The organism is Mesorhizobium sp. dw_380, from assembly GCF_018588885.1.
In the GTDB taxonomy this organism is placed as follows: Bacteria; Pseudomonadota; Alphaproteobacteria; order Rhizobiales; family Rhizobiaceae; genus Mesorhizobium.
Genome location: NZ_JAFFIW010000006.1, coordinates 205,216 through 221,040, shown reverse-complemented (window position 1 = coordinate 221,040; position 15,825 = coordinate 205,216). Strand labels below are relative to the sequence as shown.

Here is a 15,825-nt window from a genome sequence, read left to right as displayed (position 1 = left end):
GGGGGAATAGTTTGGCTATAATCCCTTTTATTTAGGGCTTTCACAAGAAAGAAATTCTGCTGATCGCCACCAAAGCGAGTGATTTCTTGCTTAGTGCCTAACCGAGACGATAGCGGATTTCCGAGCGCAGGAAAGGCAGCAAATCCATTTCAAACCACGGATTCTGCTTCAGCCAGCCGGTGTTGCGCCAGGATGGATGCGGCAGCGGCAGCACTTTCGCACCGACGGAATTCTCCCAGATGGCGCGCCAGTCCATCACCGTCGCCGTCAGCGAGGGGCGGCGCGCGGCGCCCATGTGCCAGGACTGCGCATAGAGCCCAATCGTCAGCACCAGGTCGATCCGCGGCATCAGGGCCATCAAAGGCGCGCGCCAGGTGGGCGCGCATTCGCGCCTTGGCGGCAGGTCGCCGCCCTTGGCATCTTGTCCGGGAAAGCAGAAGCCCATTGGCACGATGGCGAATTTCTCGGTGTCGTAGAATTCCTCGCTGGTCACATCAAGCCAGTTGCGCAGGCGGTCGCCCGAGGCATCGGTGAACGGCATGCCTGATAGGTGCACCTTGGTTCCCGGCGCCTGGCTGGCGATCAGGATGCGCGCGCTGGACGAGGGCCGCAGAACCGGACGCGGCTCATGGGGCAGTGGTTTGCCGATGGGGTTTTCGATGCAGATGCGGCAGGCCCGGACCTTGGCTGCAAAGCTGTCCAGTTCCACGCTCAAGCGGCGGCACTCGGCCGGTTGGAGATCGCCTGATGCCAACGCAAGACATTGGTGCATTCCTCCGGCACCCTGATACGGGCCGGCTTCATGAAGTCGATGGCGATCAAGCCGGTGATATCGGCAATCGAGTAGTCGTCGCCAGCGGCGAATTCGCGGCTCGCCAACTCGCGGTCGAGGAGATTCAGGAATTCGACCGCCTTCGGCTTGTTGGCCTCGCCCCATTCGGGGATCTGCGGGATTTCCCATTCCTTCATGGCCGGATGGATATGGCGAAAAGCCTGCGTGACGCAACTAAGCAGGTTGAACTCCATCCGTCTCTGCCACATCTCGACCAGCGCCTTGCCGAGCGCGCCACGTCCGAACAGGGCAGGCTCCGGATGCAACTCCTCGAAATAGCGGCAGATTGCGACGGATTCGGTAAGGATGGTGCCGTCGTCAAGCTCAAGCACCGGCAGGCGTCGCAAAGGGTTGCGCGAGCTCACCATTTGGCCCTTGTGCTCCAGTGCGCCCATGTCGACGGGCACCAGCGGAACCGTGATCCCCTTCTCGGCGAGGAAAACACGAACCCGCCGCGGGTTGGGCGCCCGGCCGCCGTCGAAGAGCTTCATTCGATCCTCCGTTACCTTCCACCAGATACGCTTCACCAGAAGCGGAATATCTCCCGCACGGCGTCGCCGATCGACGCCAGCGTGCCGTGCTTTCGCTCCACGACCTCGCCGTGATGGCTGTCGCGCCAGTCCTGCGGCTGGTCGAACGTGCCCGCCCAGATACCAGCCTTTGCCGCCCTGGCAACAGTCTCCTCGCTTTCGAAATCGCCATAGGCGACGGCCCAACCCGCCTCGACCTGGGCGCGGTTGAGATCGGTGCCGCCAGCCTTGCAGTCGCCAAGCAATCGGCCATAACGATCCCGCTGCCAACCGCTGCAGGTGACCGGCCTGCCGGCGATCAGGCGTACCAGGGACTGGCGCGCAAGCGTGCCGCAGGCATAGTCGGCGCCGTTCCTGCGGCAGGTCTGGGTGTATTCCGGGGCGTCGATGCCGCGCATGCGGATACGCTCGGTGCCGAGTGTGATCGAATCGCCGTCATTGATAATCGCCGCGCCTTGCGTCTTGCGCGTCTCCACCCGATCGAGGCGCGCCGCCAGCAGGATCAGCAGCCCCAGAATGATGACGGCCAACCCGTAGTCGAGCACTTTGCGCCACAGGCTTCTTGGGCGCGGCGCCGCGTACCGACGGCGCGATCTTGGCGACCAGGAACGGCTCATATGGCAAACGGTTGGTTAATCATTCGAACGTAGCTTAACACCTTGAAACCGCTGCACGTAAATTGAAGTTTTGATGCCCTTGCAACGCTCGAACACAGCGGACAAGTTCATTGTGGACCGCCGGAAACGGCATCGCAACAGCGATGTCGCGCGCGCGGTGCGCAAGACGCGCGACCGTCTTTCGCAGCAGGCCGGCAATCCCGATTTCGACCGCGAACTGCTAAAGCTCCACGCCCGGGCGATGACGAGCGGCGCCGTGGCGATCCCGCTGCTCGTCCTGGCGATCGCCGCGGCCGGCCGGCTCGTCGGCGTCGGCAATGAGATCGGGCTTTGGGCGTTGTTCACGCTGACCTGCTATACCATCGTGGCTTTCATGGCGCGACGCATCGAGCGTACGGAAGCTTCCCAGCTCAACTCCTTGCAAACGCGACGGGAATTCCTGGTCGGCCATTTCCTTTGCGGCCTCGGCTGGGCCTGGTTCGTCTGGCTTGGCTGCGGCGCCTGCGACGTCGACCAATTCCAGGTGATCAAGGCAGTGGTGCTGCTGTTTGCCATGGCCTGGACGGCTCTCATGGCCTCATCTCTCAGCGGAGCGCTGCTGGCGACCTTTGCCGTACCGGTGGCGGTCTATGCCTATGTCGGCACCAAGCTTTGGATGCCGGTTGAGGCGATCATGGCCGGACTGCTTGTCTTGTCGCTGCCTTTCTTTGTCTACGTCGCCAGTCACCGCAACCGCTCCTCCAGAATGATGTTGTCGTTCCGCTCCGAAATGGATGCGCTGATCGTCGAATTGGAGACGGCGAAATCGATGTCCGATGAGGCGCGGCGGCGGGCCGAGGACGCCAATTTGGCAAAGTCGCGGTTCCTCGCTTCGATGAGCCATGAATTGCGCACGCCGCTCAACGCCATTCTCGGCTTTTCCGAGGTGATGGCGAACGAAGTGCTGGGGCCGATGAGCAATCCCACCTATCGCGACTACGCCAACGACGTGCATGATTCCGGCCAGCATCTGCTGGACCTGATCAACGAGATACTCGACCTTTCGCGCATCGAGGCCGGTCGCTACCAGCTCAACGAAGAGCCGGTGATGTTGCTCAACATCGTCGAGGATTGCTGCCATATGATGGAGTTGAAGGCGCGCAACAAGGATATCCGCGTCGTCCAGGATTTCGAGCAGACATTGCCGCGGCTGTTTGCCGACGAGCGCGCCGTGCGCCAGATCACGCTCAACCTTCTGTCCAACGCCATCAAGTTCACCGCCACCGGGGGCGAAATCCGCGTCCGCGTCGGCTGGACGGCCGGCGGCGGGCAATACATTTCGATCAAGGACAATGGCCCCGGCATTCCCGAGGACGAGATCCCGGTGGTGCTTTCAGCCTTCGGGCAGGGCTCGATCGCCATCAAGAGCGCCGAGCAGGGCACCGGGCTTGGCCTGCCGATCGTGCAAGGGCTGCTTGCCATGCATGGCGGCGAGTTCGAACTCCATTCCAAGCTGCGCGAAGGCACCGAGGCGATCGCCATCTTCCCGCTGAGCCGGGTGATGGAAGAACTGCCGGCGCTGCCGACCGCGGCGGTGGCGGTGCGCAGGCGGTAGCAGTCCTGCGGCCTGTTTCCATCCGGCCTGGAAGAAGGAACGCGGACCGCAATGACCGCACATTGGGATGCCAGCGGCGTCGAAATCAAATCAGAACGGCTTCGCCTGAAGCTGTTTAAGGCCGACGACGCTGAAGAGGTCTTTGCCGCCATCACGCCCGCGATCACCCGGTTCATGCAGTGGGAGCCGCCTCGATCACCAATGGCCTTTGCCGAGGTATGGCGCTCCTGGCTGACGCCGATCCTTGACGGATCGGATTTGCATTTCGTCGTGCGCGCGTTGGCTGACGATCGTTGTCTGGGGCTTGTCGGACTTCACGCGGCTACGACCGCCTGTCCCGAGATCGGAATTTGGATAAGGGAGGACGCCCATGGAAACGGCTTCGGCCGGGAGGCCGTTGCCGCTGTGGCGGCCTGGGCATCCGACGAACTCGATCCGGATTGCTTCGCCTACCCTGTCGCCGAAGAAAACGTGGCGAGCAGAAGAATCGCGGAAGACCTTGGCGGCCGCGTAGTCGGGACCCGCTCCAATTCGAAATATAGTTCAGTCGTCTATCGTATCCCCAATTTCAGGCGTTGACGCGCCGGGGGCCGAAAGACTCTTAGCCCCGAACAGCCGCCGCCATGCCTGAACTGGTCAGCGCCGCCGCCTTGACCAGGCCTGCGGCAAGAGCTGCGCCTGCTCCTTCGCCATGGCTTATACCCAGGTCGAGCAACGGGCGCAGGCCGATCCGCTCGGCGGCCCGTGCATGCGCGGGCTCCGACGACAGGCTGGCGAGAAGACAATGGTCAAGAGCTGCAGGGTTCGCGGCGTGCAGTGCCGCCGCGGCTGCCGTTGCTGCAAAGCCGTCGAGCAGCACCGGGATCTTCTGCATCCGCGCGGCGATGATGGCGCCGGCTATCGCGGCGAACTCGCGGCCGCCGACGCGACGCAGCGCCTCCAACGGGTCTTCGAGATGGCCGCGGTGAAAGGCCATCGCCGCATCGACCACCTCCGCCTTGCGGGCCTGCATCGCCGCATCGGCGCCCGATCCCGGGCCGACCCAGTCGGCACCCCTGCCCCCGAACAGCGCCGCAAACAGCGCCGCGGCTATGGTGGAATTGCCGACGCCGAGATCGCCGAGGCAAAGCAGGTCGGTGCCGCCGGCGATCGCTTCCATGCCGAAGGCCATGGTGGCCGCACAGCCGCGCTCATCCAGCGCGGCATCATCCGTGATATCGCCGGTCGGGATATGCAGGGCAAGATCGAACACTTTCAGCCCAAGATCGTTGGCAATGCAGATCTGGTTGATCGCCGCACCGCCGGCCGCGCAAAGCTCGACCGCTTCGGCGGTTGCCGCCACCGGCCGTGGCGAAACGCCATGCCTGACGACACCATGATTGCCGGCAAAGACCGCCATTAGCGGCCTTGTGACGGCGGGCGGAGCCCGGCCGCTCCAGGCAGCAAGCCACGCGGCGATGTCCTCGATACGGCCGAGCGAATTCGCCGGCTTGTCGGCCTTGGCAAACAGAGTGCGAACCCGCGCCTCGGCTTTGAAGTCGGCTGCCGGCAGGGTGTCGAGCAGGTTGCGAAAATCGTCGAAGGGCAGTGCGCTGGTCATGTGATGGGCAATCATTCCTGGAACTGGTGAGCGGCATAGCTGCCTTGCGTGGTCGACACAACCTCCTCCTGATCATCCTCTTTGATTGCCGCAAAGGCGGCTGCGGAGGGCGCGATCGCGAGGGCTTGCATTGGCTTTGCCGTTGCACCATGTGGAGGTGGAAGAGCGGATTCCGGACGGGTCCCTCAAGAGAAAGTCATGACGGCCATCGAATCCCCCTGCATCCTGGTCTGTTCGATCGACATGAAAACCGGCTTCTGCTTCGGGTGCGGTCGCACGCGCGAGGAAATCGGCGCCTGGATGGGGATGACGCCGGAAACGCGGCGCGGCGTGATGGCCGAACTGCCTGCCCGGATGGAAACCGTCGAGCGCCGGCCGCGCCGGGAAACGCGCCGTACCCGCATGGCACGCGAACGCGACGCACTTTAGCGAGGGGCGGATGAGCCGGCTGTTCTGGATTCTAATGGCTGTGATCGGCGTCGCAGCAGTCCTGCTGATGTTCAACGATTCCGCCGGCAGCACGCTCGGCATCGAGAATTATGATTTCGGCCGGCTGATCTGGCTTGGCGCCTTCGGCGCCGTTATTGGCGCCGGCCTGCTGCGGTCAGGCCGCCCGTTGGGCGCCATGGCCCGCAATCTCGGCGCCTGGGCGGCAATCGTGCTCGCGCTGATCGCAGGCTACCAGTATCGCTACGAACTGCAGGACGTTGCCAGCCGGGTGACCGCGGGCCTCGTTCCCGGCAGTCCGCTGGCGCTCGGCATCGAAGACGGCCACGCCACCGTGACCCTCGACAAGGCCGAAAATGGTCATTTCGAAGCGCGCATCCTGGTCAATGGCAATCCAGTGCGGGCCGTTGTCGACACCGGCGCGACCAGCACCGTGCTGACGTCCGAAGACGCGCAAGCTGCCGGATTCAACCCGGCCGCACTCAACTACACGATAGCGGTATCGACGGCCAACGGCATGGCACGCGCCGCGGCTGTGAAAACCGACCAACTCGCGATCGGCGGCATCGTGCGCAAGGACATGCCTGTCATGGTCGCGGCGCCCGGCATGCTCAGCCAAAGCCTGCTCGGCATGAACTTTATCGGCTCGCTGTCGGGCTTCGACGTGCGCGGCGACCGCATGATCCTCAGGGACTGAGGTCAGGCGGCTTCCGCGACCCCGCCAGCGAATTCAACGGCCGCGAACGCCGTCTTCAGCACATCGGGCCCGGCGCCGGGCCGCGTCGCGTCGGTCGACAGGATCTGCCGATAACGGCGCGCACCGGGCAGCCCGTGGAACAGTCCGACCATATGTCGGGTGACATGCCCGAGCCGCCCGCCCTGTTCTATGTGGCGCGCCGCATAATCCGCCATCGCATCGATCAGCGCGGCAAAATCGAACGCCTCGGGCTTCGCGCCGTAGAAGTCCGCGTCAACGCCGGCCAAAATGCCGGGCGTGTGGTAGGCAGCGCGGCCGAGCATGGCGCCGTCGACATGATCGAGATGCGCCCGCGCCTCCTCAAGCGACTGAATACCGCCATTGATGCCAATGAATTCGTTTGGTTTTCTGGCCTTCAGCCGATAGACCCTGTTGTAGTCTAGCGGCGGGACATCGCGGTTTTCCTTGGGGCTCAGCCCTTCCAGCCACGCCTTGCGTGCATGCACCCACAGGGCGTCGGCGCCGGCATCGAAAACCCCGTCCGCCAGCGCATCGAGCGCCGGCTCCGGATCCTGTTCGTCGACGCCGATGCGGCATTTGACGGTGACGGGGATCTTCACCGATGCCTTCATCGCCGCGACGCAGCCGGCGACGAGGTCGGGCACTTTCATCAGGCACGCACCGAACGTGCCCGACTGGACGCGGTCGGACGGGCAGCCGACATTGAGGTTGACCTCGTCATAGCCGAAGGCTTCGCCGATGCGCGCTGCCTCGGCAAGTTTTGCTGGATCGGAGCCGCCGAGCTGCAGGGCAACCGGATGTTCCGCTTGATCGAAGCCAAGCAGCCGCTCGCGCGTCCCGTGGATGACCGCGTCTGCCACCACCATTTCAGTATAGAGCAGCGCATGGCTCGTCAGCTGGCGATGGAAGAAGCGGCAATGCCGATCCGTCCAGTCCATCATGGGTGCAATCGACACGACCGGGACGCCGGAAATCCGGGCTTTCTCGTAGTGATCTGCGGGCTTGGTGCCGGTCATATGTTGTAGCTCATTGCAGGGCATTGTTGCATTTTGCAGGGCATTGTTGTAACGGATACAACATTGTTGTAGGCGAATGGGGCGATGTTGTAGCGATGGGCACGATAGTTACCAGAACGCGAAGCGACGGGAAACCGTCCTACCTATGTCAGATCGCCAGGAAAAGCGACGGCAAGACCGTCCGGGAAAACCGAACGTTCCGCGACCACAAGGCAGCAAAGGCGTGGCTGCGGCAACGGGAAGCCGAACTCGACAACCCGAAGGCTTTCAAGGCCGCGACGCAAGAGGTCAAGACGCTCGGCGACGCCATAGGCCGATACCTGGAGGAATATGGTGGCGAGATCGGCAAGACCAAAGCCGCCTGCCTTGCGGCAATTCAACGTCACTCAATAGCCGGTATGTCGTGCGCCGACATCGGCAGCGACGACATCGTTTCCTTTGCGAGGACCATTCACACCGTCACTGGCTTGGCGAACCCCGGACCGTCGACCATCAACAACTACCTCTCGCACATGGCCAGCGTCTTCGCCATTGCCAAGAAAGCGTGGGGCTATCCGCTCGACCCGGAGGCGATGTCCGACGCGATGTTCGTGCTGCGAAAGCAGAGGGCCATTGCCAAGTCGGACAAGCGGGAAAGGCGCCCTACCCTCGATGAGCTCGACCGGCTGCTGACGTTCTTTCAGGAGCGCGCAGAACGTGCGCCGCATTCCGCGCCAATGGTCGAGATCGTACTGTTCGCCGCATTCTCGACGCGCCGCATGGAAGAGATCACGCGAATCCGTTGGACCGACTTCGAGGCGACGACAGCGGACCATGCCGGCCGCGTTATGGTCCGCGACATGAAGAACCCTGGCGCGAAACGTGGCAACGATGTCTGGTGCGAGTTGCCGCCGGAGGCAGAAGCCATTGTGTTGCGGATGAAACCGACCACCGGCGGCGGCGAATACATTTTCCCCTACACCACCGACGCCATCGGCGCCGCCTTCACTCGTGCTTGCAAGATGCTCGACATTGAGGGTCTGCATTTCCACGACCTTCGCCACGAAGGCGTCTCACGGCTGTTCGAGGCCGGCTGGAACATCCCGCACGTTGCGCTTGTGTCCGGGCATCGCTCTTGGGCATCCCTGCAGCGCTACGCGCAGCTCCGGCAGCGAGACGACAAGTTTGCAGGCTGGAAGTGGAGGCCGAAACTATGAGCGGGCGCGCCGCCGACCTAGCCTACCGACTCGAAATCGCTGAGCAGCACGCGGCGCAGATTGTCGCGGACAAGCGACTTCCAAAAATGCGTGACTTCCAACCTGATCCCGCGTGGAAAACGTTCTTCGCCGATGCCATCAATCCCGCTCGCCACAAGAACGTCTTTGACGACGTGCGCTTCTATCTGAAGGTCGCTGCATCCAACGAGATGGACCCTGACGAAGCCTACGACAAAGCCGAAGAGAAACTTAGAGAGTTCGACGGCATCCGGAACTATCTCGCAGAGGCCATTGCGCGCTGGGATGCGGACTCGCAACAACGACGCGCACGTCAGCCCAGGAAGCAAAGAGCCATCTGGAAAAGAGCCATCGCCGAGCACTTGGCTGCCACGGTAGGAGGAACGAAAAAGGAGCAATGGGCCGCCATACCGGACCGAAGTCCCGGCCTCTTAATCAGGCTCGATGATAACGATGAAGAGATCGAGGCTTATCGCGATGGCGACAAACTTCTGTGCGAGATCGGCGGCAAGATTGAGGAAATTGCCTTCTCTACATTCCACGACACCTACATGAAGAAAAGCAGGACGGTTAGCGGCTAACCATCCTAAGCAGCCAGCTACAGCCCTTTCCAACGCGCCACAATTGGGTGGAGCGGCTGGCAAGGGAGACAACGTAGATGCTGCTCAACTCCGAGCAAACTGCATCGCGCATCGGCAAGTCCAAGTCGTGGCTGGAGCATTCCCGGCAGACTGGCGCTGGGCCGCGCTATCTGAAGATTGGCCACCAAGTTCGCTACCGCCCCGAAGACATCGACGGGTGGCTCGAACAGCAGGCGCGCACGCGCGTCTGGCAATTTGACAAGCCGGAGGCCGCATAAATGGTCAACTCCGGCATCGACCACGAAAGCACCGAGCTTATCAGCCAGGCGGCGCTCTGGCTGGCCACCACGCCCAAGCATAGCCGCCCGCATTCCTCAGTTGTGGAAATCAGGAAGCGCTTTGGTCTCACCAGCCTGGAGGCGATTTCGGCCATTCGGGAAGCCGACCTCATCAAAGCGAGGGCCGCCTGAATGGACATGAAAACGAAAGAGCCGGCCGCGCTTGAGACGCGAACCGGCTCCGAAATGTCTTGCTTGGCAGCTACAGACAGTTCGGACAGTAGCCCACCAGCCTCCACCCCGCAAGCGCGGTGGCGCCAGCGTAACCCGATCGCCTACTGGTGCCACAGCGCCACACGTTCGGCTCTCAGGCGCGGAATCATCCAGCGGCAGGATTGCGAATTTTGCGGCGATCACCGGACTGATGCCCACCACGAATCGCATTTGGAGCCTCTGCGCATTCGCTGGGCCTGTCGGCTACATCACAAGCAACTTGAGCGCGAACTGAAGCTTTCGCAGCAATCCGAGGCGAGCTGATGGCACCGGCAAAGGAAACGTTTTCGCCTGTGCCGTGCAGGGTGATGGGCGACAAGACACTGACTCGCGAAGATCTGCGGGTGCTCATAGCGCTGGCCGCGCACGACCGTTTCGGCGCCAACGGCATCGGCTGTTACGCAAGCCATCCACGTCTTGCGGGGCTCGTTGGATGTCACCTGAAAGCTCTCTCGCGGTCGCTGAGCATCTTGGCGGAAAAGAAGTATCTGACGGCCAAGCAGCACCCATTGAACCGACGACTTAGGGTTTATTCAGTCGTCTATACCGAGTTCGATGCACTCTATCTCAAGGCCGGGATAGGTAGCGAACCCGCTACCTATGACGACACCAAAGGTAGCGAACCCGTTACCTATCATCAGCCGACAGGTAGCAGCACAGTTACCGAAATCGGCCCAATAGGTAGCGGCGATTTTGAGAAAACCGAGCAGGATCAATCACTTCCTGAGGTAAATATATTAGGTGAAACCTATAATAGATCCCGCGAAACGATTTTAATAGATCCCGTTGAAACGGCGTCATCGACGAAAGCGCCTTTCGAAAAAGGGGCAAGGAAGGCAGCGAACACCACCAGTGTCGGCGCCATGTTGGCGATGGTCGAGCGCTCGTTGAAGAACGGTGGCGACACTTCCCGGCTGCGCTACTGGCTCACCTGGCTTGACGGCCTTGTCGGTGAACGTGCCACCCTGGACAACAAGGATCAGAATTACGGTCGAGCCTGCCGCCTCTTCGAAGAGATCGGGGGGACGCTCGATGCTGCGTGACCTCATTCACCAAGGACGCCGGCCGGGGTCAACCCCCGCGAACTACCAGGCGGTCTGCCGCCTCGACCAGACGCCGCATCCTGCTGCTCCGCTCGATGTTTTCGGCCACCAATTCTTCGGTGCGTTTGAGAGCGATCTCGGTCCGTTTGATGCGCTGCTGGGCATTGGCGATCTCGGCCGCCATCCCGAGTCCGTGGTGTTCTTTGTCGTTCATCATGAGTTTGTAACCCATGGATGGCGATATCGTTCCCTGTCGGGCGAAACGGGTGCCACATGAGCACCGGGCGCAAACTCGATCGACCGTGCCGGCATTGTGGCGGCAGTCTCAATGGCAAGCGCAGCGATGCGCGGTTCTGCAACGTGAATTGCAGGAATGCTCACTTCAAGCGTCGGATGGGCCGAGTTGAAGCAACGCCTGCCCAGGTCATCATCACTAAGCAGGAGCGTGAAGCTCTCATCGAGGCCGGGCACCTGGAAATCCAAGACGAGCACGACCCGGCGAAGGTCCGCGAAGCGTTCTATGCCATGTGGGACGATTTTCTCAGCCAGTATGCGTAACTCAAACGCCCGGTTACGCTTATTGCGCTCGTGGTAAATTGGCGCCGTGATTTGAATTCCACCTACAAACGCGGAGCGCTGCATGCTTGCCCGTCTGAAATCTTCGCCGCCGACTGATGCCCGCCATTTCCGGGCAGTGCTGATTGGAGCTCGACGTTGACCGAGCCTGATCTCCTCAACCGCATCGCCCTGCTTGAGCAGCAAGTCGGCGAATTTTTGCCGGCGGCGCTGGAGCGCAAGCGCAGCGGGCTGGAGCCGGGTGACTGGTTGATGGCGCAAGTTCGAGCCAAGGCTGAAATTGGCCGCGACCAGGCAAACATGTCGGTCATCGAGACGGCGGAAATACGCATCATCGGCGACATAGACGACGCCATGGCCTTGAGCGCTCACGATCAGCTTGAGGCGGCTCGGCTGTCTCCTGGGATCAATGTTCTGATCGATACCGAGGGCGGTAACTTCGATGCCGCCGTTCGGATCTATCGCGCCATCCGCTGGCACCCTGGCACAAAGCGGGCGAAGCTCGGCAAGCGGTGCATGTCGGCCGGCGTGTTGATTTCGATGGCATGTGACCATCGTGTGGCATCAGCCAACTCCCAATATTTGATGCACCTCACCGCGGACAGTCCGGACGGCCGAGACCGCTGGACGCTGCTCCGGCACATAGCTGCAATGCGCCAGCTTCGGAAGCTGGACAGCTTGTACCTGAACGTCATCGCCGACCGCTCCGGCGCCGATCTCGCCGCGTTGGCGATGGAGGCCGCAAAGGACGAGCAGCAGTCGCTTCAGTGGTGCCTTCAGAACAATCTCATCACTGCGATCGAGGAGGTCGGCGAATGAAACGAAACCGCGTTGTGACACTCAGTGGCGGCCCGCCGGCACCGCGCAAGGAATTCGTGGTGCCTCTCAACGAGACCGGAGCTGAGCGCAAGCGCCGCCTAGGCATGGCGGAATACCGGTATCAGCGCGAATTGGCTGCATGGAAGCGCGCGAAGAAATGACCAGGAAACCCGCCCTTGTCGATCGGCGCGCCGCCGATCTCGCCAAGATCGATGTCGAGATCGAACGCCTCAGCAAGCAACTTGCCGGAAAAAAATCGGCGATCGATGCCGACAAGCGGCTTCATGCTCTCGATCAGAACGCGGATTTACAGAAGCGTCTCGGTGCCGAGGCTAACAAGATAGGCGAACTGATCGAGAATCTCCGCGACAAGCGGTTCAAGGCAGAGATTGGCGAGGCAGCGGAGATTCCCGCACCCAAGCCGTCTACGCCACCTACGGAGCCAACCCAGCGTCGCGCATGGGATCTCCAGCCGGCCCAGGAACCGGAATATCCAGCCGTCGCCCGAACCGCCGCAAACCACAAAACGTTTTCCGACGCGTTCGACAGGCTTAGTGCCTTTTGTGTGTACCGGCGGGCCCTCGCGCTAAAAGCGGCTGGGTGCCATCCAGACGATCGGGTGCCCCTAGACTTGGCAGCAGCGATTGCCGCGCAAAGTCAGGCCAGCTTCATCTGGCTAGCGCATCGGTGTCAGGCGATGGAGACCCGCCTCGCCGAGATCGAGAACCGTCCCGCGGCCGAGCATCGCGCCAACACCAAACCTTTGCAGCGGTCCGTAACCAAGGTTCTGAAGCACGACGCCACCGGCCGGATCGCAGAATTCGAAAAGGTCGACGGCGAGGCGGAACAGATCGACGTCTGGCAACGGCTTGAGCAGGTCGAGAAGCAACTCTCTCAGGTTCAGGGCGGTGGCATCCGCTACGCAGGCGTGTGGTCGCAGGACAAGAAATATACGCCCGGCGAGTTTGTGACGCATGGCGGCGCAATGTGGGCAGCCAAGGTGCAGTCGACCGGAGTCAAGCCAGGCGAAGGCGGCCTGTGCTGGCAACTGGCAGTGAAAGCAGGAAGGGACGCGAGATGACCCTCGACCAAGCAGACCAGACATTGCGCGATGCAATGAAGCAGGCACTCACGGAATACGCCTTAGACATGCATTCGCGTGGGATCGGACACGAGGAGATCAGCACCAAGCTCGATGCCTACTTCGAGGTGATGAAGACATGGCGATGGGACACCCTGACCACGATCACCCGCATCATCAACGAACCCAAGGCACCAACGCACTCCCTGCAGTGAACATGGATCAATCAACGTGACAGACCGACACACAATCGCAAATGACAACACCGAGTTCGATCAGGTTGACGTGACGCTCACGGAAGACCGCAAGAGCGTCTTGCTCCACGCCTATGTTGGTGAGCGGCTCTACATGCAGACTGTCGGCACCTCATCGACGGAGCTGGACGCAGAGACCGTCGAGGATGTCGACCGCGACAAGTGGCGCGCCAAGGCCAAGCCGGAAGGTTGGGTAAAGCTGTGACCTCTATGACCGCGACCACCACCCGGGGGGCCGAACAGGATTCAGGCCTCATTCTCCCTAGACCGCTTGCGATAGGTTTTCTTTCAATTCTGCTCCCCCGGTTCAACCCGCGCGCGCGAGGTTTGCGTAATGGGCGCTAGGGGTCCGGTTTCAGCAGCATCATTGAATGTGGTCCCGATCGCCAACCAGTCTGGCGGCAAGAGTGTCCGCGTTCCCAAGGTGCCGGCACCCGCGCATCTCTCGGCAGCCAGCAAAAAATGGTGGGCTGAGGTAAACGCTGAATACAGTTTGGAAGCCCATCACCTTCGCTTGCTGCAGATGGCTTGCGAGTCTTGGGAGCGCACTCAAGCGGCTCGCGCGGCGATTGCGAGATTCGGGCTCACCTTCACAGATTCACAGGGCAACCCGAAGGCGCGGCCTGAGATCGCGATTGAGCGAGACAGCAAGATCGGCTTCGCCAGGCTCGTTCGGGAATTGGATCTCGACGGAGAGCCGGCTCCGGAGTCGCGGCGCCCTCCTGCAATCCGAAGCAACAGGGATTGATCAGATGCCGGTGAAAAGAAGGGCGGGGAAGAAACACATTTCAGCGGAGGTCCAGGCATGGGCCGAGTTGTTTCAGACCGGGCACGATGGTTTCGGCGATCTCTCGGAGCTTGGCTACCCCTGGACACGCGAAGGCGAGGAAGCGGCACGCTGGGCCGCGCCGGAGGCCTGGGCACGTCTCGGTGCCGCTTTTCTCAACACGCGGCCCGACTGGTGGACAACGACGCCTGCATGGGCGTTGGACAAGTTCGGAGATCCACAATGAAGCGCCGCCTTTCCAAAACCAAGACGGTGAAGATCACGCCAGAAGCTGTCGCGGCTTTTGAAGCAGGCGACCGCCAGACCCTGCATCACGCTCTCGGACTTCGTCCGTGGGAACCTAATCCCTTGGAGATCGATGGTCCGACCTCGCCGGCATGGGCAAGCGATGGCACAGCCTGGTCTCAGGCATGGCCAGACATGTGGACCATCCGGCAGGAATTGGAGGCGGCATGTCGATGTTCGAACGCTAAGCAAAAGGGACGAAACCAATGCTTCTGATCAACCAACTGATCGGATTTGGCGCAACCTCTGACGCCGCGCCGGCAATCGGTACGCTGAACCCATCTGACAAAGCCGCTGACATCGTTCTGTCAAATGGAAATCTGACGGCCACCAACAACAGCTTTGCTGGCGCCTGGGCGACTTGCCGCTCGCAGACATCGCACAGCAGCGGACAGTGGTATTGGGAATGGACAGTGGGGCAAAAAGGCTCAAACAACGGAGTCGCCGGCTTCCTCAACTCCACGGCACCTCTCAATGTCGGCCTCAATTCGTTCATCGGCTGCGATGTCAATGGCGTCGGCCTGGTCACGAACGGCCAAGTCGTCCAGAATTTCGCCTTCACCAGCTATCTGGCAACCATCGTCAATGGGGATATTTGCCCCATGGCCATTGACCTGACCGCGCACCTGCTCTGGGTCAGGATCGGCGCCGGCAATTGGAATGGGTCGGGAGTGGCAAATCCGGCCACTGGCGTCGGGGGCATCTCGTTGCCGAGCGGCCTCAACTCTGGTGCTGTTTTTGCCGGCATCAGCGTGGTGAACCATGACGACTTCAGCACCGCCAATTTCGGCGGCAGTGCCTTTAGCCAGGCGCCGCCCTCTGGCTTCAGTGCCTGGGGCTAAACTCTCTCATACCACACCGGGATGCAGTATCTGGCCGATATCGACGGTTGGCAGTTGCGGCTCGTCGTGAACGGTCGCTTTCAACGCAACGTCGACGCCGGCAAAAGCGGCGAGAATGGCAAAAGTCACCAGCACAACCCCGAGCCGAGCGCTCTTTGGAGTTGCCTTCACAGCTTCGACTAGGTCATCGAACGTGGTATCCATCCGCGGAAGCTAGTCGAGAATCGGCGAACAACCGGTTAACACATCGGATCAGTCGATGATGATCTGCCCCTCGGCATCGTCGTCGATGCTCAGCGTGCTTAGCCTGTGATGCCAATAGCGACACTTGGCCGAATGATGCACCAGCGTCCCGTGGTCATCTCGTGACGAAAACTCGTTCTCCCGAGGGCAGAATGCGACTCTTGCCGTTTAGAGTCCAGATACGCCGTCGGACCC

Annotated in this window: 26 protein-coding genes; 19 read left to right on the top strand and 7 right to left on the bottom strand. The window is 61.5% G+C overall.

Annotation, left to right across the window (positions count from 1 at the left end; translation table 11 throughout):
- Nucleotides 1-97: 97 nt before the first annotated feature.
- The 3 genes from JT360_RS08710 to JT360_RS08700 are packed head-to-tail and all read right to left on the bottom strand — an operon-like array spanning nucleotide 98 to nucleotide 1,979.
- Nucleotides 98-772: a uracil-DNA glycosylase family protein gene (locus JT360_RS08710; RefSeq protein ID WP_214471109.1), complete on the bottom strand. Its 675-nt coding sequence runs from the start codon at nucleotides 770-772 to the stop codon at nucleotides 98-100.
- Entirely contained in the window at nucleotides 712-1,323 is a 612-nt protein-coding gene (locus JT360_RS08705; protein WP_214471108.1) for a glutathione S-transferase, read from the bottom strand. Before JT360_RS08705 ends, JT360_RS08710 begins: the two co-directional genes overlap by 61 nt.
- A 32-nt stretch (nucleotides 1,324-1,355) precedes the next feature.
- Entirely contained in the window at nucleotides 1,356-1,979 is a 624-nt protein-coding gene (locus JT360_RS08700) for a thermonuclease family protein (RefSeq protein ID WP_214471106.1), read from the bottom strand.
- Nucleotides 1,980-2,052: 73 nt separating this feature from the next.
- Between JT360_RS08700 and JT360_RS08695 the strand changes: the two genes are divergently transcribed.
- Both JT360_RS08695 and JT360_RS08690 read left to right on the top strand, forming a co-directional pair.
- Nucleotides 2,053-3,573: a sensor histidine kinase gene (locus tag JT360_RS08695; RefSeq protein ID WP_214471105.1), complete on the top strand. Its 1,521-nt coding sequence runs from the start codon at nucleotides 2,053-2,055 to the stop codon at nucleotides 3,571-3,573.
- A 51-nt stretch (nucleotides 3,574-3,624) separates the two neighbouring features.
- The gene (locus tag JT360_RS08690; protein ID WP_214471103.1) at nucleotides 3,625-4,152 is read left to right on the top strand and encodes a GNAT family N-acetyltransferase; all 528 of its coding nucleotides are present in this window, start codon (nucleotides 3,625-3,627) and stop codon (nucleotides 4,150-4,152) included.
- A 22-nt stretch (nucleotides 4,153-4,174) separates the two neighbouring features.
- Here JT360_RS08690 and JT360_RS08685 read toward each other — a convergent pair whose 3' ends face one another.
- Complete coding sequence (locus tag JT360_RS08685) at nucleotides 4,175-5,173, bottom strand: nicotinate-nucleotide--dimethylbenzimidazole phosphoribosyltransferase (RefSeq protein WP_214471102.1); 999 nt, start codon at nucleotides 5,171-5,173, stop codon at nucleotides 4,175-4,177.
- Between the two features lie 198 nt (nucleotides 5,174-5,371).
- Between JT360_RS08685 and JT360_RS08680 the strand changes: the two genes are divergently transcribed.
- Both JT360_RS08680 and JT360_RS08675 read left to right on the top strand, forming a co-directional pair.
- Nucleotides 5,372-5,602, top strand: a complete 231-nt coding sequence (locus JT360_RS08680; protein ID WP_214471101.1) for a DUF1289 domain-containing protein — start codon at nucleotides 5,372-5,374, stop codon at nucleotides 5,600-5,602.
- 10 nt (nucleotides 5,603-5,612) lie between these two features.
- Complete coding sequence (locus JT360_RS08675; protein WP_214471099.1) at nucleotides 5,613-6,317, top strand: TIGR02281 family clan AA aspartic protease; 705 nt, start codon at nucleotides 5,613-5,615, stop codon at nucleotides 6,315-6,317.
- 2 nt (nucleotides 6,318-6,319) lie between these two features.
- Here JT360_RS08675 and dusA read toward each other — a convergent pair whose 3' ends face one another.
- Nucleotides 6,320-7,354 (bottom strand): tRNA dihydrouridine(20/20a) synthase DusA, encoded by a 1,035-nt coding sequence (gene dusA / locus JT360_RS08670; RefSeq protein WP_214471097.1) that lies wholly within the window; start codon nucleotides 7,352-7,354, stop codon nucleotides 6,320-6,322.
- Between the two features lie 95 nt (nucleotides 7,355-7,449).
- Between dusA and JT360_RS08665 the strand changes: the two genes are divergently transcribed.
- The 5 genes from JT360_RS08665 (at nucleotide 7,450) to JT360_RS08645 (ending at nucleotide 10,743) form a co-directional block, all read left to right on the top strand.
- On the top strand, nucleotides 7,450-8,550 hold the full coding sequence (locus JT360_RS08665) for a tyrosine-type recombinase/integrase (protein WP_214471167.1): 1,101 nt from the start codon (nucleotides 7,450-7,452) through the stop codon (nucleotides 8,548-8,550).
- Nucleotides 8,547-9,149, top strand: coding sequence for a hypothetical protein (locus JT360_RS08660; protein WP_214471095.1), 603 nt, complete (start codon nucleotides 8,547-8,549; stop codon nucleotides 9,147-9,149). The genes JT360_RS08665 and JT360_RS08660 overlap by 4 nt, the downstream gene beginning before the upstream one ends.
- Before the next feature lie 77 nt (nucleotides 9,150-9,226).
- A complete protein-coding gene (locus tag JT360_RS08655) occupies nucleotides 9,227-9,427 on the top strand; it encodes a helix-turn-helix transcriptional regulator (RefSeq protein WP_214471093.1) in 201 nt (66 codons plus the stop codon).
- A complete protein-coding gene (locus JT360_RS08650) occupies nucleotides 9,428-9,619 on the top strand; it encodes a hypothetical protein (RefSeq protein WP_214471091.1) in 192 nt (63 codons plus the stop codon).
- A 344-nt stretch (nucleotides 9,620-9,963) separates the two neighbouring features.
- On the top strand, nucleotides 9,964-10,743 hold the full coding sequence (locus JT360_RS08645; protein ID WP_214471089.1) for a helix-turn-helix domain-containing protein: 780 nt from the start codon (nucleotides 9,964-9,966) through the stop codon (nucleotides 10,741-10,743).
- Nucleotides 10,744-10,771: 28 nt separating this feature from the next.
- Here JT360_RS08645 and JT360_RS08640 read toward each other — a convergent pair whose 3' ends face one another.
- The gene (locus JT360_RS08640; RefSeq protein ID WP_214471088.1) at nucleotides 10,772-10,975 is read right to left on the bottom strand and encodes a hypothetical protein; all 204 of its coding nucleotides are present in this window, start codon (nucleotides 10,973-10,975) and stop codon (nucleotides 10,772-10,774) included.
- A 41-nt stretch (nucleotides 10,976-11,016) separates the two neighbouring features.
- Between JT360_RS08640 and JT360_RS08635 the strand changes: the two genes are divergently transcribed.
- The 10 genes from JT360_RS08635 (at nucleotide 11,017) to JT360_RS08595 (ending at nucleotide 15,387) form a co-directional block, all read left to right on the top strand.
- The gene (locus JT360_RS08635) at nucleotides 11,017-11,301 is read left to right on the top strand and encodes a hypothetical protein (protein ID WP_214471086.1); all 285 of its coding nucleotides are present in this window, start codon (nucleotides 11,017-11,019) and stop codon (nucleotides 11,299-11,301) included.
- A 156-nt stretch (nucleotides 11,302-11,457) separates the two neighbouring features.
- Nucleotides 11,458-12,138, top strand: coding sequence for an ATP-dependent Clp protease proteolytic subunit (locus tag JT360_RS08630; RefSeq protein ID WP_214471085.1), 681 nt, complete (start codon nucleotides 11,458-11,460; stop codon nucleotides 12,136-12,138).
- A complete protein-coding gene (locus JT360_RS08625; RefSeq protein WP_214471084.1) occupies nucleotides 12,135-12,299 on the top strand; it encodes a hypothetical protein in 165 nt (54 codons plus the stop codon). Before JT360_RS08630 ends, JT360_RS08625 begins: the two co-directional genes overlap by 4 nt.
- On the top strand, nucleotides 12,278-13,219 hold the full coding sequence (locus JT360_RS08620) for a hypothetical protein (RefSeq protein WP_214471082.1): 942 nt from the start codon (nucleotides 12,278-12,280) through the stop codon (nucleotides 13,217-13,219). The genes JT360_RS08625 and JT360_RS08620 overlap by 22 nt, the downstream gene beginning before the upstream one ends.
- On the top strand, nucleotides 13,216-13,434 hold the full coding sequence (locus JT360_RS08615) for a hypothetical protein (protein ID WP_214471081.1): 219 nt from the start codon (nucleotides 13,216-13,218) through the stop codon (nucleotides 13,432-13,434). Before JT360_RS08620 ends, JT360_RS08615 begins: the two co-directional genes overlap by 4 nt.
- A gap of 16 nt (nucleotides 13,435-13,450) precedes the next feature.
- Nucleotides 13,451-13,678 (top strand): hypothetical protein, encoded by a 228-nt coding sequence (locus JT360_RS08610; protein ID WP_214471079.1) that lies wholly within the window; start codon nucleotides 13,451-13,453, stop codon nucleotides 13,676-13,678.
- Nucleotides 13,679-13,807: 129 nt separating this feature from the next.
- The gene (locus tag JT360_RS34050) at nucleotides 13,808-14,221 is read left to right on the top strand and encodes a P27 family phage terminase small subunit (protein ID WP_352126998.1); all 414 of its coding nucleotides are present in this window, start codon (nucleotides 13,808-13,810) and stop codon (nucleotides 14,219-14,221) included.
- Between the two features lie 4 nt (nucleotides 14,222-14,225).
- Nucleotides 14,226-14,486 carry a hypothetical protein gene (locus tag JT360_RS08605; protein WP_214471078.1) on the top strand — a complete coding sequence of 87 codons (261 nt, stop codon included), beginning with the start codon at nucleotides 14,226-14,228 and terminating at the stop codon, nucleotides 14,484-14,486.
- Entirely contained in the window at nucleotides 14,483-14,761 is a 279-nt protein-coding gene (locus JT360_RS08600) for a hypothetical protein (RefSeq protein WP_214471076.1), read from the top strand. The genes JT360_RS08605 and JT360_RS08600 overlap by 4 nt, the downstream gene beginning before the upstream one ends.
- A complete protein-coding gene (locus JT360_RS08595; RefSeq protein WP_214471075.1) occupies nucleotides 14,752-15,387 on the top strand; it encodes an SPRY domain-containing protein in 636 nt (211 codons plus the stop codon). Before JT360_RS08600 ends, JT360_RS08595 begins: the two co-directional genes overlap by 10 nt.
- A gap of 6 nt (nucleotides 15,388-15,393) precedes the next feature.
- Here JT360_RS08595 and JT360_RS08590 read toward each other — a convergent pair whose 3' ends face one another.
- Nucleotides 15,394-15,591, bottom strand: a complete 198-nt coding sequence (locus JT360_RS08590; RefSeq protein WP_214471074.1) for a hypothetical protein — start codon at nucleotides 15,589-15,591, stop codon at nucleotides 15,394-15,396.
- Nucleotides 15,592-15,825: the final 234 nt, after the last annotated feature.

Excerpts from the sequence above, each read along its gene's own strand:
- JT360_RS08710 (WP_214471109.1), bottom strand. The coding sequence starts at position 772 with ATGCACCAATGTCTTGCGTTGGCATCAGGCGATCTCCAACCGGCCGAG.
- JT360_RS08705 (WP_214471108.1), bottom strand. The coding sequence starts at position 1,323 with ATGAAGCTCTTCGACGGCGGCCGGGCGCCCAACCCGCGGCGGGTTCGT.
- JT360_RS08700 (WP_214471106.1), bottom strand. The coding sequence starts at position 1,979 with ATGAGCCGTTCCTGGTCGCCAAGATCGCGCCGTCGGTACGCGGCGCCG.
- JT360_RS08695 (WP_214471105.1), top strand. The coding sequence starts at position 2,053 with ATGCCCTTGCAACGCTCGAACACAGCGGACAAGTTCATTGTGGACCGC.
- JT360_RS08690 (WP_214471103.1), top strand. The coding sequence starts at position 3,625 with ATGACCGCACATTGGGATGCCAGCGGCGTCGAAATCAAATCAGAACGG.
- JT360_RS08685 (WP_214471102.1), bottom strand. The coding sequence starts at position 5,173 with ATGACCAGCGCACTGCCCTTCGACGATTTTCGCAACCTGCTCGACACC.
- JT360_RS08680 (WP_214471101.1), top strand. The coding sequence starts at position 5,372 with ATGACGGCCATCGAATCCCCCTGCATCCTGGTCTGTTCGATCGACATG.
- JT360_RS08675 (WP_214471099.1), top strand. The coding sequence starts at position 5,613 with ATGAGCCGGCTGTTCTGGATTCTAATGGCTGTGATCGGCGTCGCAGCA.
- dusA (WP_214471097.1), bottom strand. The coding sequence starts at position 7,354 with ATGACCGGCACCAAGCCCGCAGATCACTACGAGAAAGCCCGGATTTCC.
- JT360_RS08665 (WP_214471167.1), top strand. The coding sequence starts at position 7,450 with ATGGGCACGATAGTTACCAGAACGCGAAGCGACGGGAAACCGTCCTAC.
- JT360_RS08660 (WP_214471095.1), top strand. The coding sequence starts at position 8,547 with ATGAGCGGGCGCGCCGCCGACCTAGCCTACCGACTCGAAATCGCTGAG.
- JT360_RS08655 (WP_214471093.1), top strand. The coding sequence starts at position 9,227 with ATGCTGCTCAACTCCGAGCAAACTGCATCGCGCATCGGCAAGTCCAAG.
- JT360_RS08650 (WP_214471091.1), top strand. The coding sequence starts at position 9,428 with ATGGTCAACTCCGGCATCGACCACGAAAGCACCGAGCTTATCAGCCAG.
- JT360_RS08645 (WP_214471089.1), top strand. The coding sequence starts at position 9,964 with ATGGCACCGGCAAAGGAAACGTTTTCGCCTGTGCCGTGCAGGGTGATG.
- JT360_RS08640 (WP_214471088.1), bottom strand. The coding sequence starts at position 10,975 with ATGGGTTACAAACTCATGATGAACGACAAAGAACACCACGGACTCGGG.
- JT360_RS08635 (WP_214471086.1), top strand. The coding sequence starts at position 11,017 with ATGAGCACCGGGCGCAAACTCGATCGACCGTGCCGGCATTGTGGCGGC.
- JT360_RS08625 (WP_214471084.1), top strand. The coding sequence starts at position 12,135 with ATGAAACGAAACCGCGTTGTGACACTCAGTGGCGGCCCGCCGGCACCG.
- JT360_RS08620 (WP_214471082.1), top strand. The coding sequence starts at position 12,278 with ATGGAAGCGCGCGAAGAAATGACCAGGAAACCCGCCCTTGTCGATCGG.
- JT360_RS08615 (WP_214471081.1), top strand. The coding sequence starts at position 13,216 with ATGACCCTCGACCAAGCAGACCAGACATTGCGCGATGCAATGAAGCAG.
- JT360_RS34050 (WP_352126998.1), top strand. The coding sequence starts at position 13,808 with ATGGGCGCTAGGGGTCCGGTTTCAGCAGCATCATTGAATGTGGTCCCG.
- JT360_RS08605 (WP_214471078.1), top strand. The coding sequence starts at position 14,226 with ATGCCGGTGAAAAGAAGGGCGGGGAAGAAACACATTTCAGCGGAGGTC.
- JT360_RS08600 (WP_214471076.1), top strand. The coding sequence starts at position 14,483 with ATGAAGCGCCGCCTTTCCAAAACCAAGACGGTGAAGATCACGCCAGAA.
- JT360_RS08595 (WP_214471075.1), top strand. The coding sequence starts at position 14,752 with ATGCTTCTGATCAACCAACTGATCGGATTTGGCGCAACCTCTGACGCC.
- JT360_RS08590 (WP_214471074.1), bottom strand. The coding sequence starts at position 15,591 with ATGGATACCACGTTCGATGACCTAGTCGAAGCTGTGAAGGCAACTCCA.